General features: G+C 73.1%; 24 protein-coding genes and 1 pseudogene. 11 read left to right on the top strand and 14 right to left on the bottom strand.

What is annotated here, in order from left to right; all coding sequences use genetic code 11:
* The first annotated feature begins 41 nt into the window (after positions 1–41).
* From BS80_RS13390 to BS80_RS13375, 4 genes are all read left to right on the top strand, one after another.
* Positions 42–2,105, top strand: coding sequence for an oxidoreductase (locus tag BS80_RS13390; RefSeq protein WP_035796740.1), 2,064 nt, complete (start codon positions 42–44; stop codon positions 2,103–2,105).
* Positions 2,106–2,150: 45 nt separating this feature from the next.
* Positions 2,151–2,735: a PadR family transcriptional regulator gene (locus tag BS80_RS13385; RefSeq protein ID WP_035796738.1), complete on the top strand. Its 585-nt coding sequence runs from the start codon at positions 2,151–2,153 to the stop codon at positions 2,733–2,735.
* Positions 2,736–2,932: 197 nt separating this feature from the next.
* Positions 2,933–3,856 (top strand): LysR family transcriptional regulator, encoded by a 924-nt coding sequence (locus BS80_RS13380; RefSeq protein ID WP_051966540.1) that lies wholly within the window; start codon positions 2,933–2,935, stop codon positions 3,854–3,856.
* Complete coding sequence (locus tag BS80_RS13375) at positions 3,853–4,374, top strand: hypothetical protein (RefSeq protein ID WP_157536234.1); 522 nt, start codon at positions 3,853–3,855, stop codon at positions 4,372–4,374. The genes BS80_RS13380 and BS80_RS13375 overlap by 4 nt, the downstream gene beginning before the upstream one ends.
* A 74-nt stretch (positions 4,375–4,448) precedes the next feature.
* Here BS80_RS13375 and BS80_RS13370 read toward each other — a convergent pair whose 3' ends face one another.
* Positions 4,449–5,237, bottom strand: a complete 789-nt coding sequence (locus BS80_RS13370) for a hypothetical protein (RefSeq protein WP_035796736.1) — start codon at positions 5,235–5,237, stop codon at positions 4,449–4,451.
* A gap of 278 nt (positions 5,238–5,515) precedes the next feature.
* Between BS80_RS13370 and BS80_RS13365 the strand changes: the two genes are divergently transcribed.
* Complete coding sequence (locus BS80_RS13365; protein ID WP_051966538.1) at positions 5,516–6,145, top strand: RNA polymerase sigma factor; 630 nt, start codon at positions 5,516–5,518, stop codon at positions 6,143–6,145.
* Positions 6,142–7,242 (top strand): CU044_5270 family protein, encoded by a 1,101-nt coding sequence (locus tag BS80_RS37710; RefSeq protein ID WP_051966537.1) that lies wholly within the window; start codon positions 6,142–6,144, stop codon positions 7,240–7,242. Before BS80_RS13365 ends, BS80_RS37710 begins: the two co-directional genes overlap by 4 nt.
* A 68-nt stretch (positions 7,243–7,310) precedes the next feature.
* On the opposite strand, the gene BS80_RS13355 is transcribed toward BS80_RS37710, so the two are convergent.
* Genes BS80_RS13355 through BS80_RS13345 form a run of 3 tightly spaced genes read right to left on the bottom strand, consistent with a single transcriptional unit; the run spans position 7,311 to position 9,726 of the window.
* Complete coding sequence (locus tag BS80_RS13355; protein ID WP_198045508.1) at positions 7,311–7,595, bottom strand: hypothetical protein; 285 nt, start codon at positions 7,593–7,595, stop codon at positions 7,311–7,313.
* Positions 7,596–7,621: 26 nt separating this feature from the next.
* Entirely contained in the window at positions 7,622–8,197 is a 576-nt protein-coding gene (locus BS80_RS13350) for a TetR/AcrR family transcriptional regulator (protein ID WP_051966536.1), read from the bottom strand.
* On the bottom strand, positions 8,194–9,726 hold the full coding sequence (locus BS80_RS13345) for an MFS transporter (RefSeq protein WP_063771953.1): 1,533 nt from the start codon (positions 9,724–9,726) through the stop codon (positions 8,194–8,196). Before BS80_RS13345 ends, BS80_RS13350 begins: the two co-directional genes overlap by 4 nt.
* A gap of 230 nt (positions 9,727–9,956) precedes the next feature.
* On the opposite strand from BS80_RS13345, the pseudogene BS80_RS42735 reads away from it, so the two are divergent.
* A pseudogene (locus BS80_RS42735) lies at positions 9,957–10,073 on the top strand (CGNR zinc finger domain-containing protein); the annotation flags it as partial.
* A 17-nt stretch (positions 10,074–10,090) separates the two neighbouring features.
* On the opposite strand, the gene BS80_RS40755 reads toward BS80_RS42735, so the two are convergent.
* From BS80_RS40755 to BS80_RS13305, 7 genes are all read right to left on the bottom strand, one after another.
* A complete protein-coding gene (locus BS80_RS40755; protein ID WP_035796726.1) occupies positions 10,091–10,345 on the bottom strand; it encodes a hypothetical protein in 255 nt (84 codons plus the stop codon).
* A 139-nt stretch (positions 10,346–10,484) separates the two neighbouring features.
* Positions 10,485–11,141 (bottom strand): GOLPH3/VPS74 family protein, encoded by a 657-nt coding sequence (locus BS80_RS13330; protein WP_035796724.1) that lies wholly within the window; start codon positions 11,139–11,141, stop codon positions 10,485–10,487.
* A gap of 10 nt (positions 11,142–11,151) precedes the next feature.
* Positions 11,152–11,415, bottom strand: a complete 264-nt coding sequence (locus BS80_RS13325) for a hypothetical protein (protein ID WP_035796723.1) — start codon at positions 11,413–11,415, stop codon at positions 11,152–11,154.
* A 13-nt stretch (positions 11,416–11,428) separates the two neighbouring features.
* Entirely contained in the window at positions 11,429–12,385 is a 957-nt protein-coding gene (locus tag BS80_RS13320; protein ID WP_035796721.1) for an SPFH domain-containing protein, read from the bottom strand.
* A 158-nt stretch (positions 12,386–12,543) separates the two neighbouring features.
* Entirely contained in the window at positions 12,544–13,173 is a 630-nt protein-coding gene (locus BS80_RS37705) for a DUF4328 domain-containing protein (protein ID WP_051966535.1), read from the bottom strand.
* 152 nt (positions 13,174–13,325) lie between these two features.
* Positions 13,326–14,108 carry an amidase domain-containing protein gene (locus BS80_RS13310; protein WP_035796720.1) on the bottom strand — a complete coding sequence of 261 codons (783 nt, stop codon included), beginning with the start codon at positions 14,106–14,108 and terminating at the stop codon, positions 13,326–13,328.
* A 112-nt stretch (positions 14,109–14,220) separates the two neighbouring features.
* Positions 14,221–15,774: a carboxyl transferase domain-containing protein gene (locus BS80_RS13305; protein ID WP_332262166.1), complete on the bottom strand. Its 1,554-nt coding sequence runs from the start codon at positions 15,772–15,774 to the stop codon at positions 14,221–14,223.
* A gap of 221 nt (positions 15,775–15,995) precedes the next feature.
* Between BS80_RS13305 and BS80_RS13300 the strand changes: the two genes are divergently transcribed.
* From BS80_RS13300 to BS80_RS13290, 3 genes are all read left to right on the top strand, one after another.
* The gene (locus BS80_RS13300; RefSeq protein WP_035796719.1) at positions 15,996–16,862 is read left to right on the top strand and encodes an SAM-dependent methyltransferase; all 867 of its coding nucleotides are present in this window, start codon (positions 15,996–15,998) and stop codon (positions 16,860–16,862) included.
* Positions 16,863–16,958: 96 nt separating this feature from the next.
* A complete protein-coding gene (locus BS80_RS13295) occupies positions 16,959–18,458 on the top strand; it encodes a glutamate synthase subunit beta (protein ID WP_035796716.1) in 1,500 nt (499 codons plus the stop codon).
* Positions 18,459–18,640: 182 nt separating this feature from the next.
* Positions 18,641–20,323 carry a chitinase gene (locus BS80_RS13290; protein ID WP_051966534.1) on the top strand — a complete coding sequence of 561 codons (1,683 nt, stop codon included), beginning with the start codon at positions 18,641–18,643 and terminating at the stop codon, positions 20,321–20,323.
* 10 nt (positions 20,324–20,333) lie between these two features.
* Here the strand turns inward: BS80_RS13290 and BS80_RS13285 are convergent, their stop codons facing one another.
* Positions 20,334–21,167 (bottom strand): nucleotidyltransferase domain-containing protein, encoded by an 834-nt coding sequence (locus tag BS80_RS13285; RefSeq protein ID WP_035796712.1) that lies wholly within the window; start codon positions 21,165–21,167, stop codon positions 20,334–20,336.
* A 198-nt stretch (positions 21,168–21,365) separates the two neighbouring features.
* Here BS80_RS13285 and BS80_RS13280 point away from each other — a divergent pair, with 198 nt between their 5' ends.
* Positions 21,366–22,397, top strand: a complete 1,032-nt coding sequence (locus BS80_RS13280) for a glycosyltransferase family 2 protein (RefSeq protein ID WP_051966533.1) — start codon at positions 21,366–21,368, stop codon at positions 22,395–22,397.
* Positions 22,398–22,412: 15 nt separating this feature from the next.
* Here BS80_RS13280 and BS80_RS13275 read toward each other — a convergent pair whose 3' ends face one another.
* Both BS80_RS13275 and BS80_RS13270 read right to left on the bottom strand, forming a co-directional pair.
* The gene (locus BS80_RS13275; RefSeq protein WP_035796709.1) at positions 22,413–23,561 is read right to left on the bottom strand and encodes a M48 family metalloprotease; all 1,149 of its coding nucleotides are present in this window, start codon (positions 23,559–23,561) and stop codon (positions 22,413–22,415) included.
* A 15-nt stretch (positions 23,562–23,576) separates the two neighbouring features.
* Entirely contained in the window at positions 23,577–26,123 is a 2,547-nt protein-coding gene (locus BS80_RS13270) for a SpoIIE family protein phosphatase (RefSeq protein ID WP_083974581.1), read from the bottom strand.
* Positions 26,124–26,197: the final 74 nt, after the last annotated feature.

Raw genomic sequence — 26,197 nt, 5'->3', positions numbered from 1 at the left:
GTGAGGTAACCGTCTGTGTGAGTCCGTGTGAGGAGCCCTTGATGAGCGAATACCCCCACCTGTTGAGCCCGCTCGACCTGGGCTTCACCACGCTGCCCAACCGCGTGCTGATGGGTTCGATGCACGTCGGCCTGGAGGAGGCCCCGCAGGGCTTCGAGCGGATGGCGGAGTTCTACGCCGCCCGGGCGCGCGGCGGGGTGGGCCTCATCGTCACCGGCGGCATCGCTCCCAACGAGCAGGGCAAGCCGTGGTCGGGCGGTGCGAAGCTGACCACCGAGGAGGAGGTCGCGCAGCACGCGACCGTCACCGCCGCCGTGCACCGCGAGGGCAGCAAGATCGCGATGCAGATCCTGCACTTCGGCCGTTACGCCTACCACGCCGAGCTGGTGGCGCCCAGCGCGCTCCAGGCCCCGATCAGCCCGTTCCTCCCACACGCGCTGACCGAGGAGGAGATCGAGCAGACGATCGAGGACTTCGCGCGGACGGCCGAGCTGGCTCAGCGGGCCGGTTACGACGGCGTGGAGATCATGGGCTCCGAGGGCTACCTGATCAACGAGTTCATCGCCGCTCCCACCAACCTGCGCGAGGACCGCTGGGGCGGCGACTACCGCAACCGGATCCGCTTCCCCGTCGAGATCGTCCGCCGGGTGCGCGAGCGGGTCGGCGCGGACTTCATCCTGATCTACCGCCTCTCCATGCTCGACCTGATCCCCGGTGGCTCCACCCTGGAGGAGGTGGTCACGCTGGCCCGCGAGATCGAGGCGGCCGGCGCCACCATCATCAACACCGGCATCGGCTGGCACGAGGCGCGGATCCCCACCATCGCCACCTCGGTGCCGCGCGGTGCCTGGGCCTGGGTCACCAAGAAGGTGATGGGCGCGGTCTCCATCCCGCTGGTGACCAGCAACCGGATCAACACCCCCGAACTGGCCGAGCAGCTGCTCGCCGACGGCTGCGCGGACCTGGTCTCGCTGGCCCGCCCGCTGCTGGCCGACCCGGACTTCGTCGCCAAGGCCGCGGACGGACGGGCCGCCGGCATCAACACCTGCATCGGCTGCAACCAGGCCTGCCTGGACCACACCTTCAGCGGCCTGATCACCTCCTGCCTGGTCAACCCGCGGGCCTGCCACGAGACCGAGCTCGTCCTGATGCCGACCCGGCGCCGTAAGCGGCTCGCCGTGGTCGGAGCCGGTCCGGCCGGCCTCGCCTTCGCGGTGACGGCCGCCGAACGCGGCCACCACGTCACGCTCTTCGACGCCGCCGACGAGATCGGCGGGCAGCTGAACGTCGCCCGCCGGGTCCCGGGCAAGGAGGAGTTCGACGAGACGCTGCGCTACTACCGCTACCAGCTGGAGCAGCACGGCGTGGAGGTCCGGCTCGGCGCCGCCGTCACGGCCGCCATGCTGCTGGGCTCCGACTCCGACTCCGACTCCGACGTCGACTCCGACTTCGACTTCGACTTCGAGGAGATCGTCCTCGCCACCGGGGTCACCCCGCGCGCCCCCGGCATCGAGGGGGAGGACCACCCCAGCGTGGTCAGCTACCTCGACGTGCTGCGCGACAAGGCCGAGGTCGGCCCCCGGGTCGCGATCCTGGGCGCGGGCGGCATCGGCTTCGACGTCGCCGAGTTCCTCACCGACCCGGGCGACGCGGCCAGCCTCAACCCGTCGGTCTTCTACCAGCAGTGGGGCATCGACCCCGAGCACAGCACCCCCGGCGGCCTGCGCAAGCCGGAGCGCAACCGCTCGCCGCGCGCCGTCCACCTGCTGCAGCGCAAGACCAGCAAGGTGGGCGCCGGTCTCGGCAAGACCACCGGCTGGATCCACCGCACCGAACTCAAGCACCGCGGCGTCACCATGGTCGCCGGCGCCACCTACCACCGCATCGACGACGACGGCCTGCACCTGACCGTGGACGGCGAGCGGCAGGTGCTGGCCGTGGACACCGTCGTCCTGTGCACCGGCCAGGAGCCCCGGCGCGACCTCTACGACGCCCTGCTCGCCGCCGGCCGCACCCCGCATCTGATCGGCGGCGCCGACGTCGCCGCCGAACTCGACGCCAAGCGGGCCATCCGCCAGGGCACCGAACTGGCCGCGACTCTCTGAGGAACGCGTGGGAGCGGCTGGGGGGAGCGGCTTAGGATCTTCCCCATGTCGCTCCCGCACGCCATCCTCACCGCCCTGCTCGAAAGGCCGTCCTCGGGGCTGGAGCTGACGCGCCGGTTCGACAAGTCGATCGGCTTCTTCTGGTCCGCCACCCATCAGCAGATCTACCGCGAGCTGGCGAAGTTGGAGCAGGGCGGGCTGATCCGCGCGGTGCCCGGGCCGCCGACCCGTGGGCAGAAGAAGGAGTACGAGGTGCTGCCGGCCGGCCGTGAGGAGCTGGCCGGCTGGGTCGCCGAGCGCCAGGATCCCAAGCCGGTCCGCGACGCCCTGCTGCTGCGCCTGCGGGCGGCCGCGGTGGTCGGCGCGGCCGGGCTCGACGTCGAGCTGCAACGCCATCTGGAGCTGCACCAGCGGCAGTTGGCCGACTACACGGCGATCGAGGAGCGCGACTTCCCGCCCGGCAAGGCGGACGAGGAGAACCGCCTGCACCACCTGGTGCTGCGTGCCGGGATCGGCCTGGAGGCCTCCTGGATCGACTGGCTCACCCAGGCCCGCGCCGAACTGGCCGGTGCCGAACTGGCCGGTGCTGAACTGGCCGGTGCCGAACCGGCCGACGGCGAACCGGCCTGAGCGTCAGGCCGTCGTGCGGTGCGCCCGCTGCCCTGTGACCTCAGGGTCGACACCCGTCCGCCGCCGCGTCGGTGTCCGGAACCCCGACGCGGCACCGGACGGGTTGCCGCCTCGGTACCCCTCCATGGTCGAGCCCGGCAAAACCCAAGTCAATCCTCTGGTTTTCTTCCATCAGCCCTCGACATACCTTGGGTCTCATGACCCTTGACGATCTGCGCGTCTTCGTCGCCGCCTGTGAGAGCGGCAACCTGAGCTCGGTGGCCCGCGACCTCTCGCGGACCCAGTCCGCCGTCAGCCAGCACGTCAAGCGACTCGAAGCCGAAGTCGGGCTGCCCCTGCTGGAGCGGCTCCCGCGCGGCGTCGCCCCCACCCAGGCCGGGCGCATCCTGCACCAGGCCGCCGCGGCGGGCATCGGCCACCTCGAACTCGCGCTGCGTCAACTGCGCGACCTGAAGCAGGGCGACACCGGCACCGTCCGGATCGTCACCGGCGCGACCACCGTGCGCCACTTCATGGCCGACGCCGTCGTCGGGTTCCGTCGCCAACATCCGCACGTCACCCTGGAGTTCCGCACCGAGAACTCCACCCGCCGGTGCTTCGAGGCGCTCGCCGCCAATGCCGCCGACCTCGCCTGGATCACCCTCGGTGCCCCCGCGCGCGGCGTCGAGCAGCGGCCCGTCGTCGAGCTGCCCTGGGTGCTCGCGGTCAGCGCGGACGATCCGCTCGCGGGCAGGAACAGCATCGTGGCTGCCGACCTGGCCCGGATCCGGCTCATCCGGCTTCCCGCCAACTCGATCTCCCGTGCCCGGATGGAGGAGCAACTGGCCTTGCAGGGAGTCGAGTTGGCCTCGACCACGAGTGTTGCCGACTGGGACACCGCCGTCCTGCTGGCCGAACTCGGCCTCGGTCACGCCGTCGTCCCCGCACTCCCCGGCCGGACCGCCGCCGGCTCCGGACGGCTCCGGCTGATCCCGATCCCGATGCTGCCCCCGCTGGCCGTCGGCTGGGCCGTCCGTCAGTGGGACGCACTCAGTCCGCTGACCAGGGAGTTCGCCGACACCGTGGCCGACAGCCTGCTCGGCCCGGCTACCCCTGCGCCGGTCCGACCCACAGCCGGGTGACGCCCGCGACGTACCGTGCACCGCAGGCGTCCGCCGGCACGACGAGCTGCGGCCCGCTCTCGTCCAGCGGCGCACCGTCGATGCTGGTCGCGAGCAGCACCTGCTGCCGGGCGATGGGCGCGGTGTTCAGCGTCATCGTCCGGCTTCGCGACTCCTACCAGCTGATCCGGCGGGCGCCGGGAGGCGACGCGACCCCCGGCGGCGTCCCCTCCGACCCGGTGCAGCTGGCCCAGACGATGCGTCAGGAGGGCTGGTACCGGGTGGTGGTCGGCTGGTTCCTGGCCACCTCCCTCTTCCTGCTGATCAACGGCGGCATCCTGACGCTGCTGACCCCTCCCGCCCTGCCGGACGGCCTCTGCGGCCCCGCACCGCTGACCCCGGCGGGGCATCAGGCGCTGATCAAGGCCTTCTTCTTCTGGGGCAGCGTCGGCTTCCTCGCCGGGCTGAACGAACGCTGGGCGTACGGCCTGCTGCGGCGCGGAGGCGACCAGCGGGCGCCCGGCCCGAGCGCGGGCTGAACGCCGGGCCGAACGGCTTTCGCAGCGCGGGGTGATGGCCCCGCGCTGCGAGGCGTCCGGCGGTGAGCAGGGTGTCAGCGGGCCAGCAGTTGTTGCTCCAGCATCTGCCACTGCGCGCTCATGTCGTGGACCAGGTAGAGATCGCGCCGACGTGTCCAGGCCTGGCCCGACTGCGGGTCGTAGGTGCCGGGCATGGTGAATCCGGCGGGAGCGTAGGCGGAGGCCACGCCGGCCAGGCGGGTCGTCTCCACGCAGCGCTTGACGTGATCGCGGAAGCCGACGACGCCGGCCGTCCCCACGCCTGCGGGCAGCGACTTGCGCAGGTTCACCACCTGGGCGGCGACGCCGTAGGTGCTCAGGTACGTGATGGTGCCGTCCGCCGCGATCACCGGCTCGACGGAGGTGACATCGGTCATCCCGTACTTCGACCGGAGGAAGCGGGCGATCTCCCACTGCGCGTAGACGGGCACGTTCCGCCGGGCCCGCACCTTGGCCACGGTGTCGGCCAGCGCCTCGTTCACCGGACCCGGCTCGTACAGCACCTTTGCCGGGTCGCCGCCCCCGGCGGGAGCCCGGTTGCCGAAGCTGTAGGCCAGGATGAAGTCGATGCCGGACACCCGCGTTGTCGGCGGGTCCCAGGTGAAGCCGATGTCGAAGATCGACGGCACCAACGCCGCCGCCGCGCCCGCGTCGTCGAGCTTGTCGGCGAGTGCGGACCGCATCTCGCTCTGCAGCCGGGCGTCACCGCGCTCCCGCCGGTCGGCGCCGCGCGCGGCCGCGTCGTCGGCCTGCGCCGGCACCGCCGACGCCACGACGGGGAGCACGGAGGCCACCGCAGCGGCGGCAAAGGTACGTCGGTCCATGGGGGAAGATCCTGCCTCTCGCGAACAACTCCCGGTACGGGACGAGGCTGATCACAACCCGTCAAACGATCACTGAGGGGCCCCACAGCGCACGCCCGCATGAACAGTGGCCGTCGCTTCGTGCACGGCCCGCGCCCGAGCGGGCGGGCGGTGCATGCGCCTGGGCGATGATGGGCTCGGCTCGACGAGGGCCGGTGTCCGCTCTGGTGCCGCGCTGTGCCCGACGGGGGTGACGGTGATCACAGGGAACCCGGTGGGGGGAGCGGACAGGAGTAGCCGTGGAACAGTCACAGCGGGCGCGATTGCGCGCCGGGGATCCGACCGCGCTCGGGGAACTTTTCGACGAGCATGCGCAGGCCGTCTACGGCTATGCCCTGCGCACACTGGGGGACTGGGCAGCGGCACAGGATGCCGTCTCGCTCACCTTTCTGGAGGCCTGGCGGTTGCACGCCAAGCTCCATGAGGAGGGTGAGGGCCTGCGGCCCTGGTTGTTCGGCATCGCCACCAACGTGCTGCGCAACACCGCGCGGGCCGCCCGGCGGCACCGGGCCGCGATGGCGCGGCTGCCCGAGCGGGACGCCGTGCCGGACTTCGCCGACGAGTTGGTGACCCGGCTCGATGACACAGCGCAACTAGCCGCCGTGCAAAGGGCGTTGGGTGGTCTGAGGCGGGGCGAGCGGGAGGTCTTCAGGCTCTGTGTCTGGGTGGGGCTGGACTACGCGGCCGCCGCCGAGTGCCTGGGTGTCCCGATCGGAACCGTGCGCTCCCGGCTCTCCCGGGCCCGGAGCCGCCTGCGCTCGCTGGCCGAGCAGGAACTGACGCACAACCGGGAACTCACCGTCACTGCCGGACAGGTACCGGACGGCCGTGACGGAACGGCCTGGTCGACGCAGGAGAACGTCCGATGAACGACTCACCCGAGATGCTCAGCGCCGACCGCCAGAGGTTGTTGAAGGAGCATCTGATGAACGAGATCACCCGGGACGCCGCAGCGAAGGCGTCGAAGCCGCGGTCCAAGCCGAGGTCGATGCCGCGCCGACAGATCGGCTGGCTGGCGGCACCGCCGCTGGTGGTCGCCCTGGCGGTGGCGGTGGCCCTGGTCGGCCCGGCGCACCACCCCCACAACGGCCTCGTCCCGACGGACCCGCTGGTGTCGAGCGACCCCACGCACTCCGCGTCGCCCACGCCGGTGCCCTCGCCGCGTCCGTCGGCCTCGGCCTCGGCTTCCGCGTCGCCGTCCGGTGCCGCTGCCGGCGTCGCTTCCCCGGCGCTGTCGATCTGCCCGAAGGCGTCGCTGCCCCCAGTGGACACCACGGCGCCGACGGCTCCCGGGGACCCGGTCCAGGCGCTGGCCGCGGCGGCGAGGTCCGTGGCGGGTGCGCAGGCGCCGCAGGTGAAGGACAGCCAGTTCGTCTACACCGAGACGCTTCAGCGGTTCGACGGCCAGCAGGCGTGCGTGCGCAAGGACTGGGTTCCGCTCGACGGCGTCTCGCAGGGCCTGATCATCGATCCGCAGAACGGCACGATGGGCCTCACCCCCGCCCAGGGCGTGGCGGCGAGCCTCGCCGCCCCGAACTACCGCTACCTGGCGTCGCTGCCGACCGATCCGGCGCAGCTGCTCCAGCGGGTCTACGCCGAGAGCGCGAAGGCGAGCGGACGGGACGGTGCCGCCTTCAGGACCATCGAGAACGTCCTGATCACGCAGCTGCTCCCGCCGGCTGTCGAGGGCGCGTTCTGCCAGACGGCGGCGGCCGTCCCGGGGGCGACGGTCGAGCCCGATGCCGTCGACCTGCTGGGGCGGCACGGGATCGGGGTGGTCCGTGCGGACGGAATGGACCGGATGGAGCTGATCTTCGACCGGACCACCTGCGCGTTCCTGGGCCACCGGGACGTCCGGATCACCGACACGAGCCAGCAGGGTGGCCCCCCGGCGGGCTCGGTCTTCGAGTCGGCCGTCATGCTGCGCGCCGTCACCGACCACGCGGGGGAGCTTCCCCAGGGCTGAGCGCCGACCGTGTGCGCGGGGGTGGCGCCGAGCCTGTCGGCGCCGCCCCCGCCCGTACCGCGAGGGGCTCAGCGCTGCCAACCGGCGCCGCCGGCCACGGCGATGACCATGCCGGCGCCCTGGCCGTCGTCGTACTTCAGCGTGGCCATCGGTCCGGCGCCGGCGGGGTGCACCTGGCCGACGCCTGCGCCGACGTCGTCGGTGATCCGGCCGGGCGGCAGCAGGGACTTGAACGTGTCGATCATGAACGCCCCGGTGACCGTGCGCGAGATGCAGGTGCTGGTCACCGACGTGGTGCCGCCGGGGGGATGCGGCTCGACGACCGCCACGCGCGTCCCGGTGACCCTCGCCACACACGTCGTCCGTCGTCGCCGACGCTTCAGCCGTTCGGCAGGGTGCCGCCCAGCAGGTCGTGGACGAGTTCGAACAGCTCCTCCGGCCCGGCCGCCGCGAGCTCGTCGAAGGCGCCGCCGTTGCGGGCCAGCACGACGCCGACGAAGGCGGCCACCGCCACCTCGGCGCGCAGCTGCGGGCGGTCCAGCCCCTCGCGGGTGAAGTGCTCGCACAACGGGCTGACCAGCCGGCTGTGCAGCTGGGCGCGGGCGGCGTCCTGGACCACCGGGTCGTCGTGGGGGAGCGCGGCGGCCCGGAAGACCGGGCCGGGGCCACGGTGGGCGACCCGGGCCAGCAGCTCGCGCAACCGCTCGGGGGCGAGCAGGTCGGCCGGGGTGGTGTCGCCCTGCTCGGCGCGCATCACGGCGATGTAGAGCTGCGCCTTGCCGCCGTAGTAGCGGGCGATGAGGGCGGGGTCCACCCCGGCGCGTTCGCCGATCTCCCGGGTGGTGGTGCGGTCGTAGCCGCGCTCACCGAAGAGCTCGGCGGCCGCCTCCAGCAGCAGTTCGCGACTGCGGCCGGAGTCGCGTCGCCGGACGGGGGCGGTTCCCTCGGCGCTCAACGGGCGGCCCGGCCGGCCGGGCGCGCGTCGTCCTCGCCGGTCGCGGCGTCGGCGATGCTCTCCTCCATCAGCAGCTCCTCCTCCTTCGGATCCGCACCGGCGATCACCATCGTGGCCGGGCTCGTCGCGGAGGCTGCGGCAGCCGCGCGGCGCAGCAGGACGATCGTAACCGCGCCGGTGACCACCCACACCGCGCAGCCCAGCAGCGCGGCGCTCTGGTAGCCGGACCCGGACGGCAGCAGGTGCCCGGCCGGGGTGTGCGCCTCCAGCACCGCCGCGCTGAGCGCGCTGCCGGTGGAGTAACCGACGTAGCGCAGCACCTGGTTGAAGCTGATCGCGCTGCCGGTCTCATGCGCCGGGACGGAGCTGACGATGAGCCCCGGCATCACCGCGAACGTGCAGCCGACACCCAGCCCGGCGATCGCCATGGTGACGAAGAGCTCCCAGAGGCTGTCCCGGGCGAACGCGAAGGTGAGCATGGAGACCAGCGAGATGGCGCAGCCGACCGGCAGCACCAGGGCGGTCGAGGTGCGCCGGGCCAGCACCGGCACCAGCTTGCTGGACAGCACGCTGGCGACCGAGAACGGCAGCAGCACCAGCCCGGTGACCACGATCGAGGCGCCGAAGCCGTAGCCCGCCACGGCCGGGGTCTGCACGAAGCGGGTCACCAGCGACATCAGCAGGTACATCGCGACGCCAGCGATCAGGCCGGTCACGTCGGCCGTCAGCACGACCCGGTGCCGGGCCAGCCGCAGGTCCACCAGGGGGTGCGCGGTTCGCAGCTCGTGCAGCACCCACCAGGCCGTGAGCGCGATCGCGGCGGCGGCCAGGCCCAGCAGCCGCGGCGATGACCAGCCCCAGACGTCGCCCTCGCTCAGGACGAGCAGCAGCCCGGCGATCGCCGCGCCGAGCAGCACCGCGCCCAGCACGTCCAGTGGGTGCCGGGCCCGGCCCGCCGTGCTCGGCAGCACCAGGACGGCGGCCAGCAGGGCCAGCGCGCTGATGGCGGACCCGAACCAGAAGCCGGCGTGCACGCCGAAGGACTGCGCGATCAGGCCGGTGAGGGGGTAGCCGAGGCCGACGCCGGCCACCGTGGTGATCGACAGCAGTGCCACGGCCGGACGGGCCCGCTCCGGGCTCAGCGCGTCGCGGGCGGTGGCGATGGCCAGCGGCGTCAGCCCGAGGCCGACGCCCTGCAACCCGCGGCCGACCACCAGCCACCCGAAGCCGAGCGGGAGCGCGGCCAGCACGCTGCCGGCCAGCACGACGGCCGCGGCGCCGAGGATCACCTGCCGCCGGTGCGGCCCGTCGCCCAGGCGCCCCATGGTGGGGGTGGCGACCGCGCCGACCAGCAGCGTGATGGTCAGCGACCACTGGGCGTCGGAGAGCGAGACGTGATCGACGACGGCGAGCGTCGGGACCAGCGGTGCGCCCAGGCTGCTGATCACCGCGACCACCATGCCGAGGAAGACCAGCACCGGGACCAGGGCCCGCTCCCGCCACGTCCGTCGATCCGTCCCGGTGTCCACGGCTGCCGCCCCTCCGGCCGCGCGCGGGCGGCCAGCTCATGTCATCGACTGATGTCTTCGTTTGATGTCTTCAGATGATGACATAGTCGGTCCCGGCACTTCCAGTGCCTGCGGGGGAGCGGCGCTCGGTCGTCCACAGCGGCAGCCAGGGCGGCGGGACGGCGGGACGGCGGTATGGCGGTCCGGACGCGGGCGCCGGGGGCGTGGGGGACGGGCAGGGGGACCGGGAGTGTGCGGCCCTGTTCGGCGACACCTCCCGCCCGGGCAACCGGCGTTGGTGCTCGATGGGCGAGTGCGGCAACCGGGCGAAGAAGAAGGCCCTGCGCGACAGGGCGAGTTCGGCCTGACGGACGGAACGTCGGGGCTATTCGCCCCCGACCCCGCCGACGCCGCCGACGCTTCCGCCCCCGTCGCCGCCTCCGCCGTCAGTGCCGGTGCCTCCGGTGCCCCCGCTGTCGCCGTTGTCGCAGTGGGACTGGCAGGAGGGGGCGAGCGGGATGTCCCAGAGGCCGGATTCGTCGCCGATCCAGAGGACGAAGAGGATCGCCCCGGCCAAGAGGAGGAGGGAGATCAGGCAGGAGACCGCGAAGGGGGCTGGGCGGTTGGTCCTGTTCGTCATCACAACTCGCCTCCCTGGGTGGCGGGTTCCGCCTCCCTGGGGGCAAGCCTACGCGCCTGCGCCCGATTGGGACAGACTGAGGTGCAGAGGGCAGCAGCCGGATCAACTGGCGTGAAACAGCAGCCGTTCTGACGATTGATCAGGTACCGGCCCGGGCCGCATTGCGGGAGTGGACGGCGTTGCGCAACGCGGGCGGGACGGGTCCGGTCTGCTCGGTCAGGACGGCCAGGCGGTCGCGGAACTCGCTGCGCTGACTGCGGGTCACCACCGTGCGCAGCTGGCCGGCGTCGGCCAGGGCGACCAGGGCGGCGTCGGCCGGTTCGACCTGGGAGACCGGGCCGCGCAGGGTCGTCGAGGCCGTGGCGGCCAGGGCCTTGCGCACCCTCGGGTCCCGCTCGGTGATCTGCGACCTGTTGAAGAGGCCCAGGACGCGGTGCTCCTCCACGCGGATCCAGCCCCTCTTTGCCAGGTCGTCCTGCACCGAACGCACCGGGTGCGCGGGACGGTCGGGCGAGTTGCCGCGACCGTGCAGTCGGATCCACCAGCCCCACGAGTGCGGCCCGGTCTCGGCGATCCGGCTCAGCAGATCGGCGAGGACGGGGTTCAGGTCCTGCGGCGCGCGGCCGGTGGCGCTGGGCTTGCCGTCGACGTCCTGCAGCAGGCCGCGCAGTTGCAGGTCGGTCAGGGCTGCGGCGCGGAGCAGCAGGTCGAGGTCGGTGCGGCTGACCAGGCGCTGGGTTTCGGGGTCGCAGGCGAGCAGGTACAGCTTGCCGGCGAGGGTGTCGGGCAGATCCATCGTGGTCTCCTCACGAGTCGGAGGGCGAATCCGGACGCTCGTCGTCCGGGGCGAGGGCGGGTTCGGCGGGCTCGGTGCCCTCCTTCGGGGGTCTGCCCCGCCGGGGGAGGCCTGCGGCCCCGCCCGGCATCCGGCCTCCCTCGGTGAGTGCCCGGCGCAGCAGGAACTCGATCTGCGCATTGGTGCTGCGCAGTTCGGCCGCGGCCCAGCGGGCCAGTGCGTCGTGGACGGCGGGGTCCAGCCTTAGCAGGATCTTCTTTCGCTCGGTTGCCACCGGGCAGCCCCTCCTACTGGTAGAGCGAACCGGTGTTGACCACGGGCTGGGTGCCGCGGTCGCCGCAGAGGACGACCAGCAGGTTGCTCACCATCGCGGCCTTGCGCTCCTCGTCCAGCTCGACGACGTTCTGCTCGGCGAGCCGCTCCAGGGCGAGTTCGACCATGCCGACCGCGCCCTCCACGATCAGTCGGCGCGCGGCCACCACGGCGCCGGCCTGCTGGCGCTGGAGCATCACCTGGGCGACCTCGGGCGCGTAGGCGAGCCGGGTGATCCGCGACTCGACCACCCGCACACCGGCCGAGGCGACCCGGGCGCCGATCTCGGCGGAGAGCGTCCGGGTGATCTCCTCGGCGCTGTCCCGCAGCGACATCTGCCCGTCGGCGTGGGCGTCGTACGGGTAGCTGTTGGCGATGTGCCGCACGGCGGTCTCGGTCTGGATGGCGACGAACTCGACGAAGTCGTCCACCTCGAAGAGAGCCTTGGCGGTGTCCTCGACCTGCCAGACGACCACGGCGGCCATCTGGATCGGGTTGCCGTCGGCGTCGTTGACCTTGGCGGTCTCGGTCTCGTGGTTGCGGATCCGGGTGGAGATCCTGCGACGGGTGGTGAAGGGGTTCAGCCAGGTCAGGCCGTCGGCGCGGATCGTGCCGCGGTAGCGGCCGAGCAGCTGGACCACCCGGGCCTGACCGGGTGCGACGGCGGTGAGGCCGCAGGCCATGACCAGGCCGAACAGGAAGGCCAGCGGACCGGTGCTGACCAGCGCGAGGCCGGCGCCGCCGCTTCCGCTGCCGGCCTGGACGACGATCCCGAGCACGGTCAGCGCGGCGCCGCCGAGCACGCAGACCAGGACGAGGGCGAGCATGGGCAGGCCCGGGGCGCCGGTGACGATCCGCTCGGTGACCTTGGGAGCGGGCATGTCGACGGTGAAGCCGTCACCGGCCGGGGTGGTGCTGTGCTGAGTGGCCATCGGGCCGACTCCTCTCTCGGGGGATCCGGAGATCCGGGATCCAGAGACCGCTTAGCAGGAATCTAGCATAGTGATATCACTTTATGAATGCCGCGAAACCTGGCGAGCCGGAGAGGAGTGGAGAGGAGTGGCGATGGGTGAAGGGGGAGTCGGCGGAGCTACGAGCGGGCCCGGTCGGCCTGGTAGATGGCGGACTGGGCGCGGGTGATCCGGTGGATCAGCAGGACGGCCGTCACACCGGAGAGCACATAGGCCGTCTCGACGGGCAGCGCGTACGGGTTGATGTGGTGTGGATCCAGCTGGGGGGTCACGATGCCCACCACCATCCGGCCGATCCAGGTGGCCCACCAGACGTTGACCAGCCAGGCGTTGCCGAGACCGGTGGCCCGCCAGATGTCCAGCGTGACCCGGCGGGGGATCCACCACATGGCCACCGGGATGAACCAGGCGCCGATGGCGAATCCGGGCGAGTGCCGGTGCGTGCCGGGCGCGTACGCCTCGGCGTTGGTCCGGCAGCGGCTGAACCAGCAGAGGAACCCAACGATGGCGGCGACGAAGGTCGGGGTGCTGAGTCCGGTGGCCAGCCGGTACTGGCTCGGACCGATGCTGCGGGCCACCCCCGTGACGACGAACGCCACCGTGGTCGCGGTGACCAGCACGCCCGCGACGATCCCCAGGATCCGCGGGTCGGTGATCAGGCCGCGGTGGGCCAGGGCGCGCGGGAGGGTCCTGCCGCCCGGCTCGGCGCTCGGTATCTCATCCGTCGATGGAGCCGGTTGAACGGTCACTGCGTCCCCCAAACCTGTCTGCGGTGCGGATCACGCGCAGATGCCGGACGAAATATAGGGGGATCGTGTGTGCGGCGTCCATGAAATTGCTCATCGGGTGGCGGTGGTCCGCAGACTCGGACCGCCGCCACCCGATGAGCCGGGCTGCCGGATCAGACCTGCGGGCCGGCCGGGTCGTGCAGACCGAGGTACGGGATCGTGCTCGGGGAGCTCTTGCGCAGGTTCGGCTGCGGCGTGCTGCCCGGCTTGGCGGCGGTGTCGCCCTTGGCGAAGCCCTTCAGCAGGCCCAGCGGGTCGATCCGGACCAGGTGCGAGGGGGCGTAGAAGTGGTAGCCGTACTGCAGGCGGGCGCGGTTGTGCGCGTCGACCGTCGGCTCGGCGGTGGCGGTCGCGGCGGTGTCGACCAGACCGGTGTGGCTCTTGGTGACGCCGGGGCCGGCGTAGGTGACGACGACATCGCCGGGGCGGGCCTGCTCGGGGTGGTCGCCCACGTCGGTGCCGAGGCCGCTGTCCATCAGGTAGTCGTACAGGTTGTGGTACTGCGGCAGGTCGCTGATCAGCAGCAGGTCATAGGTCTTGCCGTTGGGCGCGGTGTAGGTGAAGTAGTCGTTCTGCGGGTCGTCCGGGCCCAGGCCGGGGACCAGGCCGGCGGCGGCGAGCGCTCTCGCCACGAACTCGGCGCACTGGTAGTTGTCCTGGTCGGCGCCGAAGGCGACCGGGGTGCTGTCGTTCCAGGCCGTCCAGTTCCAGTGGTTCTGGGCGTAGTTGACCTCGATGGCGCGCAGCGCGTCGCCGAACGGGTCGAACTGCACCGGCGCCGGGATGCCGACGGGGGCGGCGGCGGAGGCGGGTGCGGCGAGGCCGGCGACGCCGCCGACGAGCAGGCCGGCGACGACACCGGTGGCGGCGATGCGCCGACGAATCGCGTGACTCATGGTCAGACTCCTGGAGATCAAGTACATCTGATGGTTCGTATGGAGCGAAATGCGCCTCAAAGTACCAAACTCTCAGACGATGATCATGATATTCGTCGAACGTCTGCCCGAGTCACCCCAAGATGAGCCCTCGGAAGCGTTCCAGTCGGGCCGCCGGGTAGTCGCCGCCCGCAGTGGCGGTCAGCTCCTCGCGCAGCGCCGTGACGATGCACCGCATGAAGCCGTCCGGATCCTCCGAGCCCGGCACCGGCTCGGCCAGCACGCGGTCCACCACGCCCTCGCGCAGCAGCTCGGCTGCCCCGATCCGCTGCTGGTCGGCGAGTTCCGGAGCCCGGTCGGGCGTGCGGTGCAGGATCACCGAGGCGCCCTCCGGCGGCAGCGGCGAGAGCCAGGCGTGCTGGGCGGCGATCGTGCGGTCGGCCGGGAGCAGCGCGAGGGCCGCGCCGCCGGTGCCCTCGCCGAGCAGCAGGCTGACCACCGGAGCGGCCAGCGTGCTCAACTCCGCGATGCAGCGGGCGATCTCGCCCGCCAGCGCACCCTCCTCGGCCTGCCGGCTGAGCGCGGCGCCGTGGGTGTCGATGACCGTCAGCAGCGGGAGCCGCAGCTCCGCGGCGAGTCGCATGCCCCGGCGCGCGGTGCGCAGCCCGGCCGGGCCGATCGGGCCGTGCAGCGCGGCCGCCGCCCGGTCGTGGCCGACCACCACGCAGCCGATGTCGCCGAACCGGGCGAGTGAGAGCCGCAGCGCGTCGTCACGCTCGCCCGCGCCCGTGCCGGCCAGCGGGACGACGGTGTCGGCCTCGGCCAGCAGCTCGACCAGGCCGGGTCGCCCGGGCTCCCGGGTCAGCAGGACGGACGGCCAGGTCCCACCGACGGCCACGGTGTCCGGGGCGGCTGCCTCCGCAGGCGCGGGGACGGGCGCGGGGACGGCTCCGAGGATGTCCAGCACGTCCGCGAGCCTGCGCCGCAGCCGGTCCGGCGGCAGCACGGCGTCCACCGTGCCGTGCAGCCGCAGGTGCTCCGCGCGCTGGACGCCCGCCGGGAACGCCTCGCCGTACAGCGCCTCGTACACCCGCGGGCCCAGGAAGCCGACCAGCGCGCCGGGCTCGGCGGTGGTCAGCTGGCCGAGCGAGCCCCAGGACGCCAGCACGCCGCCGGTGGTGGGATGCCGCAGGTGGACCAAGTAGGGCAGCCCGGCGGCCTTGTGCGCGGTGACGGCGTTGGCGATCGTGACCATCCGCACGAACGCGGGCGTGCCCTCCTGCATCCGGGTGCCGCCGGAGGCCGGAAAGGCGAGCAGCGGCAGGCGTTCGGCGGTGGCGCGCTCGACGGCGGCGTGCAGCCGGGTGGCGGTGGCGTTGCCGATCGAACCGGCCAGGAAGGTGAACTCGCTCAGCAGTACCGCCACCCGGTGCCCGGCGATCCGGCCCTCCCCGGTGAGGGCGGCCTCGTCCGCGCCGCTGCGGGCCCTGGCCCGGGCCAGCGCGTCGGCGTAGGGGCCGCTCTCGGGGTGTTGGGGTGGGGTGTCCCAGCTGACGAAGGAGCCCGGGTCGAGGACGAGCTCGGCGAACCGCAGCGCCGCCGGGGGCGCTGGGGGCGTCGCGGCTGTCGCAGGTGTCGCAGGCGTTGGAGGCGTCGCAGGCGTCGAGGGGGAGATCGGTTCGTCCACGTCGGCCAGTCTTCCGCACCGGTGAGGTCCGCAGACAGGGTGTTCCTGATCACCCCGGGCTGCGGAGGGCAGCCGCTGTGGCGGAAAGGGCAGACTCCGACGTTGGCCGGTCGGAGTCGGAATCGGTCCGCTACCATCGCCGTGCGGTGACGCGATCTGGCGTGAAGTGATCTGATCTGACATCACATAGGTGGGGGCGGGCGGCAGTGCAGGACGACGCAGTGCGGGACGACGCTGTCCAGGACGACGAGCTCCAGGCCGACTGGCGATGGGCCAACACCGACGATTGGGAGCCCCCGAGCGAGCTCGACACCGAGATCGCCCACCCCGCCCGGATGTACGACTACTACCTGGGCGGCAAGGACAACTTCCCGGCCGACCGGGATGCCGCCGAGCGAATCATCGCGGCGATGCCGTACGCCCGTCTCTCCGCCCGGATCAACCGTCAGTTCCTCGGCAACGCGGTCGCCTTCGCCGCCGAGCGCGGCATCCGGCAGTTCCTGGACATCGGGACCGGCATCCCGGCGGTCGGCAGCACCAGCGAGGTCGCGCACCGGGTCGCCCCGGACGCCCGCGTCGTGTACGTCGACAACGACCCGATCGTGCTCACCCATGCCCGCGCCCTGCTGGCCAACCACCCGGCCGGGTACACCACCGTGCTCCAGGCCGACCTGCGCGAGCCGGCCGCGATCCTCGACCACCCGGCCCTGCGCGCCGCGATCGACCTCGCGCAGCCGGTGGCCCTGATGCTGGTCGCGGTGCTGCACTTCGTCCGGGACGAGGAGGAGGCCCAGCAGGTGGTCGCCCACCTGCGGGACGCGCTGGCGCCCGGCAGCATGCTGATCCTCTCGCACGGCAGCCAGGACTTCATGGCGCCGGAGACGGCGGAGGCCGGCGCCGGCATCTACAGCAAGGCCAGCGCCCCGCTGGTGCTGCGCGATCGCGCGCAGATCGAGAGCTTTTTCGACGGCTTCGAGCTGGTCGCGCCCGGCCTGGTGCAGCTGCCGCTGTGGCGCACCGACGAGGCCATGCTGCCGGCCGACTGGCAGTCCGTGCCGGGCTACGCGGGCGTCGCCGTCAAGGCGTAGGGATGTAGCGCGGCACAGGCCCGTGACCTGCAGCGCGGTGGCGCGGGGACGGACGTAGGGTGGTTGGAACTACCGTCCGGATGACGGAGGCGGCCGATGGCCGATCCGAAATTCCTCAGCACTCCGCGTCGACCGCGCGAGCGCCGCGCCCCGGAAGAGCGGGTCCGGGACTGGGACGAGGTCGACGCCGAGCGGAGCCTGCTGCCGATCGTCGGCGGCCAGGCCGGGCGCTGCATGGACTGCGGCATCCCGTTCTGCCACAGCGCCTGCCCGCTGGGGAACCTGATCCCGGACTGGAACTTCCTGGTCAGCCGTGACGAGTGGGCGAACGCCAGCGCCCACCTGCACGCGACCAACAACTTCCCCGAGTTCACCGGCCGGCTCTGCCCGGCGCCCTGCGAGAGCGCCTGTGTGCTGGCCATCGACTCCGACGCGGTGACGATCAAGAACGTCGAGGCCGCCATCGCCGACCAGGCCTGGCAGCTCGGACTGGAGACGCCCAAGCCGCCCGCCCACCTCTCCGGCCGGACGGTGGCGGTGATCGGTTCCGGCCCGGCCGGGCTGGCCGCGGCCCAGCAGCTCACCCGGGCCGGGCACACCACCACCGTCTACGAGCGGGCCGACCGCCTCGGCGGGCTGCTGCGCTACGGGATCCCGGCCTTCCGGCTGGAGAAACGCCACCTCGACCGGCGGCTCGACCAGCTGCGCGCCGAGGGGACCCGCTTCCACACCGGCGTCGAGGTCGGCGACGACCCCTCGGCCGAGGAGCTGCTGGCCCGCTACGACGCGGTCGTGCTCGCGATCGGCGCCACCGACCCGCGCGACCTGCCGGTGCCGGGGCGCGAGCTTCGCGGCATCCATCAGGCGATGGAGTACCTGCCGCTGGCGAACCGGGTGCAGGAGGGGGACTTCGTGCGCTCACCCGTCTGTGCCGAGGGGCAGCACGTGGTGATCGTCGGCGGCGGCGACACGGCCGCCGACTGCCTGGGCACGGCGCTGCGCCAGAACGCCGCCTGCGTGACCCAGCTGGACATCAACCCGCGCCCCGGCGAGCGGCGGGCGGTGGACCAGCCCTGGCCGGTCCACCCCAAGGTCTACCGCCTCACCGCCTCGCACGAGGAGGCCCGGGCCCGTCCCGTCCCCGACCACGATCCGGCCAGTGCCGCCCCCGCCGACCGGCGGCTCTTCTCCGCCGGGACGCTGCGCTTCGAGGGCGACGAGCAGGGCCGGGTCCGCGTGCTGCACTGCGCCGAGGTCGAGCCCGCCGAACGGCGTCCGCTCGCCGGGACCGAGCAGGGGATCAGGGCCGACCTGGTGCTGCTGGCCCTCGGGTTCGCCGGCCCGGAGCGCGGCAGCGCGCTGGTCCGTGGGCTCGGCCTGGAGCTGGACTCCGCCGGGAACCTCGCCCGTGGACGGGACTTCGGCACCGGCACGGCCGGTGTCTTTGTGGCCGGTGACGCGGGGCGCGGGCAGTCGCTGATCGTCTGGGCGATCGCCGAGGGCCGGGCGGCGGCCGCGGCCGTGGACCGCTATCTGACCGGCGCGACCGCGCTGCCGGCCCCGATCGCGGCGACCGACCGACCGCTGGTCCTCTGACTCCGACAGCTCTCTGCGGATCTGCGGATCGGCCGACCTGACGCATTGACAGCGGTGGGCCGAGCCGCTTCAGTGGTCTAGTCCAAAGCGGGGAGGTGGCGGGGTCGCTCCCCATGATGCCCCGACGGACTCTCCCCCCACGCGTCACCTCAGTCCCATGTCGAGGCAGGAGCATCCCCCACATGCACAGTCTCCGAAGAGTCGCTTCACCCTGCGCGCATCCGCGCCGTCGCCGCCTGGTCGCCGCGGGTGCGGCGTGGACGCTCGCCACCGCGGGCGCGGTCGGCCTCACCGTCGGTCTGGCACCGCCGGCGCTGGCCGGCGAGTTCCTCGGCAACGGCGGGTTCGAGAGCGGTGCTCTCGCCCCCTGGAGTTGCAGCGGCAGTACCGGAAGCGTCGTCACCGGCCATGCCCACAGCGGGACCTACGCCCTCGCCGGGGCCGCGACGGCCGGCGACGACGCGCAGTGCTCGCAGAGCGTCACGGTCACGCCGAACACCACGTACACGCTCAGCGCCTTCGTGAACGGCGCCTACGTCTACCTCGGCGTCGGCGGGAGCACCACCGCCAGCACTTGGACGCCGAGCACCGGCGGGGCGTACCAGCCGCTCTCGGTCTCCTTCACCACCGGGGCGAGCCAGACCAGCGCGTCGGTGTACGTGCACGGCTGGTACGGGCAGGGCACGTACTACGCGGACGACCTCTCCCTCGCCGGCCCGGGCACGCCGAGCCCGTCCCCGACGCCCACCCCGACGCCCACGCCGACGCCGACGCCGACCCCCACGCCGACTCCCACCCCCACCCCCACGCCCACTCCGACGACCACGCCCACCCCGCCCGGTGGCGGGCTGCCCGCCCACGCCCTGGTCGGCTACCTGCACGAGAGCTTCGCCAACGGCGCCGGCTACCTGAAGCTCGCCGACGTCCCGGCCTCCTGGGACGTCATCGACCTCGCCTTCGGTGAGCCCACCTCCGTCACCTCCGGCAACATCCAGTTCAATCGCTGCTCGGTCACCGACTGCCCGACCGCCGAGTCCGACGCCGACTTCAAGGCCGCCATCGCCGCCAAGCAGGCCGCGGGCAAGAAGGTGCTGCTCTCGATCGGCGGGCAGAACGGCGAGGTCCAACTCACCACCACGGCCGCCCGGGACACCTTCGTCAGCTCGGTCTCGGCGATCATCGACAAGTGGGGACTGGACGGCCTGGACGTCGACTTCGAGGACCAGTCGCTCTCGCTGAACACCGGTGACACCGACTTCAAGAACCCGACCACGCCGACGATCGTCAACCTGATCTCGGCCCTGCACTCCCTCAAGGCCAAGTACGGCCAGAACTTCGTGCTGACCATGGCCCCGGAGACGTTCTTCGTCCAACTCGGCTACCAGTACTACGGATCCGGTCCGTGGGGCGGTCAGGACCCACGCGCGGGTGCCTACCTCCCGGTGATCTACGCGCTGCGCAACGACCTGACCCTGCTCACCGTGCAGGACTACAACTCCGGTTCCATCATGGGCCTGGACAACCAGTACCACTCGATGGGCGGCGCCGACTTCCACGTCGCGATGACCGACATGCTGCTGACCGGGTTCCCGGTGGCGGGCAACACGGCCAACATGTTCCCCGCCCTCGCGCCCTCCCAGGTGGCGATCGGCATGCCCGCCAACTCCTATGCGGGCAACGGGTACGTCACCCCGGCGGACGTCGACACGGCGTTGGACTGCCTCACCAAGGCGGTCAACTGCGGCACCTACGTGCCGCGTAGCGGGAAGCAGCCGAACCTGCGCGGCCTGATGACCTGGTCGGTCAACTGGGACCAGTACGGCGGACAGGAGTTCTCCAAGAACTTCCTGAGCTACTTCGGCTGATCCGGCGGGCTCAGCCGGCGGGCGGGGTCCGCGGCGCCTTGGTGCCGTGGACCCGCGTGTACTCGGCCGCCAGCCACGGACCGAGGTCGTCGACCAGCAGGTCGAGGACGGCCCGGTCCGCGGTCGGCGTGCGGGCCGCCAGCGCGGCCGCGCGCATCCGGTCGGCCTGCTCGGGGTAGTAGCGGGCGAACACCTCGGCGGACTCGGTGAGATCGCTGGTCCAGCCGTTCCAGCGCGGCATCACCAGGGTGAAACCCGTCCTGACGATCCGCCGGGCGGCCGCCCGGCTGAGCCGCCGCCGCGCGCTCTCGGCCTCGGCTCCCGGCCCGGCGCACCCGGCGGCGCGTTCGTGCCAGCCGGGGAGCGCCAGGGCCAGGTCCCCGTTGGTCTCGCGGGCGAGCAGCGAGGTCGGGCGGTAGCGGGGCAGCTGCTCGGCCAGGTCGTCGCCGAGCAGGGGGGTGCACAGGCAGGCGAGGAACCAGCCCAGATCGTGGCGTTCCAGCTCGCTCAGCAGCGTGTCGGTGCCGAACAGCAGGATGCCGACGCCGTCGATCTGCGCGAAGCCGCCGTCGAGTGCGTCGGCCAGTGCGTCGGCGTCCGCGCGGTCGGCGGCGGTGGGGGTGGTGCGCAGGGCCAGTAGCAGGTCGAGGTCGGACACCCCGGGGGTGGCGGTGCCGCGCGGGATGCTGCCGTAGAGGTAGGCACTGTGCAGCCGCTCGGGCGCGAAGGTCTCGGCGATCGTGCCCCGCGCGGCATCGACCACCGCCGCGAAGTCCCGCGGCACCCGGCTCAGCGAGCCCTCCCGTGCGATCCAGCCGTCCTCGTCCAGCCCCTGCTTCGTCATGGGCCCAGTCTGACGTGCCGCTCACGGGCCTCGGCCGACCGGTGCCGGCAGGTTCCGTCACCAGGTTTTCAGGGTGTGGTCGTCCGTCGCCCGGGGAGTGAGGATCCCGTGCGGACCTGGGGCGATTCAGGCTGATTGACCGTTATGTCACTCTTCCCGCCTTGCCGGGTCCCTGACAGCCGCTTACCTTCGAGCCTCATGCCGGAACCCCTGATCAGCGTCGTCCTCCCTGCCCATGACCAGCAAGGTCAGCTGTCGAGCTGCCTGGAATCGATCCTCGACCAGTCCTTCGGCGCCTTCGAGGTCCTGGTGGTGACCGACCCCTCGCCGCAGTGCCCGGACGAGCTGCCGGCGGTCGCGGCCGACCCGCGGGTGACGCTGCTGCGGCTGAACGCGGTGGTCGGTATCGGGCGCAGCCGCAACGCCGGGGCGGCCCGGGCCACCGGCCGGCACCTGCTCTTCCTCGACAGTGACCACCTGGTGGAGCCCGGCGCCTTCCTGGCGCTGGCCGACCGGCTGCGCCGGCTGGAGGCGGACGGCGACGGGGTGCCGGACGTGCTGCTCTTCGGTCACACCCGGGTCCACGCCGGACGGATCTGGCCGGGCGCCGCCGCCGAGCTGCTGGCCCAGGCCGGCCCCGAGGTGTTCGTCCTGCCCGACCGCCCCGAGCTGCTGGGCGCCCCCGCGCTCTGCTGGGACCGGCTGATCAGCCGTCGGCTCTGGACCGAGCAGGACCTCGCCTTCCCCGAAGGGTGCTACGAGGAGGTGCCGTTGGTGCACCGCGCGATGCTGACGGCCGGCCGGCTGGCGGTGCTGGACCGCGAGCTCGTCCAGCTGCGCCGCCGCGAGACGCTGCACCCGGCCGGATCGCCCGGCAGCAGCCGGTTCGACCTCTTCGACCAGTACGAGCGAAGCTTCGAACTGCTCGACGGACACGCCGAGTCGGAGGCCGCCCGGAGTTTCCTGTTCACCCGGATGGTCCGGCATTACCTGTTCGTCTTCGACCTGGCCGGCTGCGTGCCGCGCGCGGCCCGTCCGCAGTTCTTCCACTGCGCCGCCGAGCACTACCAGCGCTGGGTCCCGGCGGGCTACCGGCGTCCCGGCGGGCGCGAGGGCGTGAAGTTCTCGCTGCTCGCGGGGGGTTCGTACAGCGCCTTCGAGCTGGCCAAGCTCTCGCAGATCGCCCGCACGGCGGTCACCGGCCTGACGAACCGCGGCTCGGCCGCCTGAGCATCAGCCACCCGGTCAGCCTCCCGCCGCCGCCCAGGCGCGGGCGGCGGCGATCCGGCGGGCGGTGCTGGGGTGGCTGGCGAAGAGCAGTTCCAGCGCCCGCGGCGGGTTGACGTCGGCGATGTTGGTGAGCGCCAGCCGGCGCTGCATCGCGATGAACTGGTCGGGATCGCCGGTGAGTTCAAGCGCGTGGCGGTCGGCCCTGGCCTCGATCCGGCGGCTCGCCGCGTTCTGCGGCGGACCGGCCAGCGCGCCCAGCAGCGCCGCGCAGGCCGCCAGCAGCGGCAGCGAGCGCGGGTCCGCCGCGTCCGGGACGCCGGCCGCGTCCAGCAGGGGCCGGAGCGACATCAGCAGCCCGAGCAGGCAGACCGCGCCTGCCGCGCCGACCGCGCCGAGCGCGGTGCCGACCGCCACGTCGCGGTGCTTGACGTGGCCGAGCTCGTGCGCGACCACCAACTCCACCTCGCGCGGCTCGGCCGTGCTGATCAGGGTGTCGTACGCGACCACCCGGCGGGTCGCGCCCAGGCCGGAGACGTAGGCGTTGAGCGCGGTGGTGCGCCGCGAGGCGTCGGCGACCAGGACGTCCCGGACCGGCACCCCGTCCCGGTCGGCGAGAGCGATCAGCGCCGTGCGCAGCTCGCCCTCCGGCATCGGGCTGAAGCGGTTGAACAGCGGCTCCACGACCAGCGGGAAGAGGAACGAGAGGGCCACCGTCAGCAGCGCCGCCGCGCCCGCCGCCGGGAGCCACCAACGGTGCGCGGACCAGCCGGTCAGCGCGTACAGCCCGAGTGCGGCGGGCAGGGCCAGCGCCAGCGTGAGCGCCAGGCCGCGCAGCAGGTCCACCGCCCAGCCACCCCAGCCCTGGGTCACCAGGCCGTAGTCGGCCCGCACCGACCGCATCCGCGCCGCGAACGGCAGCCCGACCAGCTGGCCGAGCAGGACGAGCGCGGCGGCTCCCGCGAGCACCTCGGCCGCCCACGAGCCGCCGAAGACCCGGCCGGCCCGGCCCACCAGGTGCGCACCGGCGGGGGTCAGGCCGAGCAGCAGGCTGAGTGCGAGGGCGGCGGCCCGGCCGCCGAGCATCCACGGCACCTGCGCGCGGCGCAGGGCTCGGCCGCGGGCCAGCTGCGCGGGGGTGAAGTCGGTGGTGTCGATGCTCTCCATGCGCCAACGGTACGGTCAATTGCCTGGGCGGCACTCCTTCGTGGTGCGGGCGGTGCGGGCGGTGAGCAGCAGGGCGACGTCGTCCGCCCGGTGCGTGGAACGGCGGGCGTCGCCGACCAGCCGGTCGGCCAGCTCCTCCAGCGACCCGGCCTCGGCATGCGCCAGGGCCACCCGCAGCCGGTCCACGCCGAGGTCGATCCCCACCCCCGGCTCCTCCACCAGCCCGTCCGTGTAGAGCGCGAGCACCGCGCCGGGCGGCAGCCGCAGCGCACTGACCGGGTACTCGGCCCCCGGGTCGATGCCCAGCAGCGGCCCGCCGGGCAGGTCCAGCACCTCGGTGCGGCCGTCGGCGTGGCGCAGCAGCGGTGGCAGATGCCCGGCCCGGACGGCCAACGCCCGCTCGCCGTCCGGGTCCAGCCGGATCAGGCAGCAGCTGGCCAGCAGCCCCGGATCGAGGTCCGCCAGCAGCCGGTTGGTGCGCGCCAGCACCTCCTCAGGACGTCCCACGCTGGTGGCGAACGCCCTTACCGCACTGCGCAGTTGTCCCATCAGCGCGGCCGCCGCCACGCTGTGCCCCTCGACGTCGCCGATCACCAGGCAGAGCCCCTGCTCGGTGACGATCACGTCATACCAGTCGCCGCCGATCTCCATGCCGATCGTCCCGGGCAGATAGCGGGCGGCGGTGACCAGGCCCGGGACGTCAGGCAGCCGGTGCGGCAGCAGCGCGTGCTGCAGGCCGCGGGCCACCGCGAACTCCGTGTCGAACAGCCGTGCGCGCTCCAGCGCCTGGGCGATCAGCCCGCTGAGCGCGGTCAGCACGCCGCGCTCCTCGGTGGTGAACGGCCGGGGCTGCTCGAAGCCCAGGATGCAGCTGCCGACCGGATGCCCGGACGCGATCAGCGGCAGGAAGGCCCAGGCGGACATCTCGTCCAGCGGGATGCCCGGGTAGGCGCTGGAGAGGTCGTTGACGGATTCGAAGAAGATCGGCGCCCCGGTGCTCAGCGTCTCCACTCCGGGCAGCCGGGCGCGCATCGGCGTGCCCTCGAAGTCGTCCAGGAAGCCGTCCGGGTAGCCGGTCTCCAGCGCGAGGTGCAGCCGGCCGTCGCGGACCACGTAGATGGCCAGCTGCTGGCCGCCGAAGCCGGGCAGGATCTGGTCGGCCACGGTCTCGCAGACCTCGCGCACGGTCACCGCCTGGGTCAGCAGCCCGGCCAGCTGGAGCAGGTGGTACATCGCCCCGACGCTGGCGGGCGCGGGCTCCGCCGTGCTCCGGGCGTCCGGGGGCGCCCGGTCGGGCGGAGGACGGTTGGGAGCGGCCGCGGGCGCCACCGTGCCGGTCACCCCGTGCGCGTCCGGGTAGAGCGAGAACGCCAGCCAGCGTTCGGGCGGGCAGCAGGCCAGGAACGAGGTCGGCTGCTGGGAGAGCATCGCGGCCCGGTAGCGGTCCTCGTAGGTGGGGTCGGAGAGCCACGGCAGTGCCTCCCACGGGTGCCGGCCGAGCAGGTCCTCGCGGGAGCTCTCCAGGAGCAGCTCGGTGCGGTGGTTGACGTAGCTGATCCAGCCGTCCGGGTCGAGCGAGAAGACCGCGTGCGGCAGCCGCTCGACGGCGCCGGCCGCCGCCGCGCCCGTCCGGGTGTCCAGGACGACGCCGAGCAGCCGGCCGGCCGCCCCCGGGCCGGGGCCGGGCGGGTGTGGCAGCTGCCCCCACAGCTCGACCGGCCGCTGCCGGCCGTCCTCGTCCAGCACGCGCAGGTGCAGCCCGAGCAGCCGGCCGTGCGTGCGGGCCTCGTCGGCGGCGGCCAGGAACTCCGGCAGGTCCTCGGCGTGCAGCCGCTCGGCCACGGCGTCGGCGGTGTCGGGCGCGCCGGCGGGCAGTCCCAGCAGCGCCCGGGCCGACTCGTCGGCGACGAACGCGTCGGTGGCGAGGTTCCAGTCGAAGAGCCCGACGGTGATCGCCGGCCCGGCGGCGGCGGGCAGCTCGACCACCGCCGTCCCGCCGTCCGACGCGACGGGGTCGGCCCTGGGCGCCAGCGTGGCCAGCGAGGCGCCCAGCCGGTTGGCGATGGTCCGCAGGTGCCGCCGCGCGCTCGGCGCGACCCCCTGCGCCGACCCCGGCCAGAACGCGCACAGCACCCCGTACCGCTCCGCGCCCGCCGTCACCGGCACGCAGACCGTCGCGAAGGCGTACGGCAGGCCCATCAGCAGCTGGGGGAAGCGCCGCATGGTTTCCTCGGCGCCGGACAGGTACACCGTGCGACCGGTCCGGTACGCGGCGGGTACGGGCAGTCGCGCGCCCACCGGCAGGCTCCGGAACCCGCTCAGCAACGACACCGGGACCCCCGCGACCGTGCTGAGCAGCAACGACCGCCGGTCCCGCGAGCGCAGGTACACCACGCACCCGTATGCCTCGCTGTTCTCCACCGCCTTGCGCACCGCCGCCGCCAGCAACACGTCCCGCGCCGCCGCGTCGTCGGGATCACCCCACCCACGACGCGCGCCGCCCGGGCCAACCCCGCCACGCGTCGCCCCGGTACCGCCTGCAGCCGGTACACCCTGGCGCATCCTCCCTCTCTACGCCGGGCCCCAGGGGGTGTCAAGGCGGGCGAGGGCACGGTCGCCGGGGCTGCGAGCTGGGG

Origin of the sequence: Kitasatospora mediocidica KCTC 9733 (assembly GCF_000744225.1) — a bacterium.
GTDB classification, from domain to species: Bacteria; Actinomycetota; Actinomycetes; order Streptomycetales; family Streptomycetaceae; genus Kitasatospora; species Kitasatospora mediocidica.
This window is presented reverse-complemented; position numbering and strand designations above follow the sequence as displayed.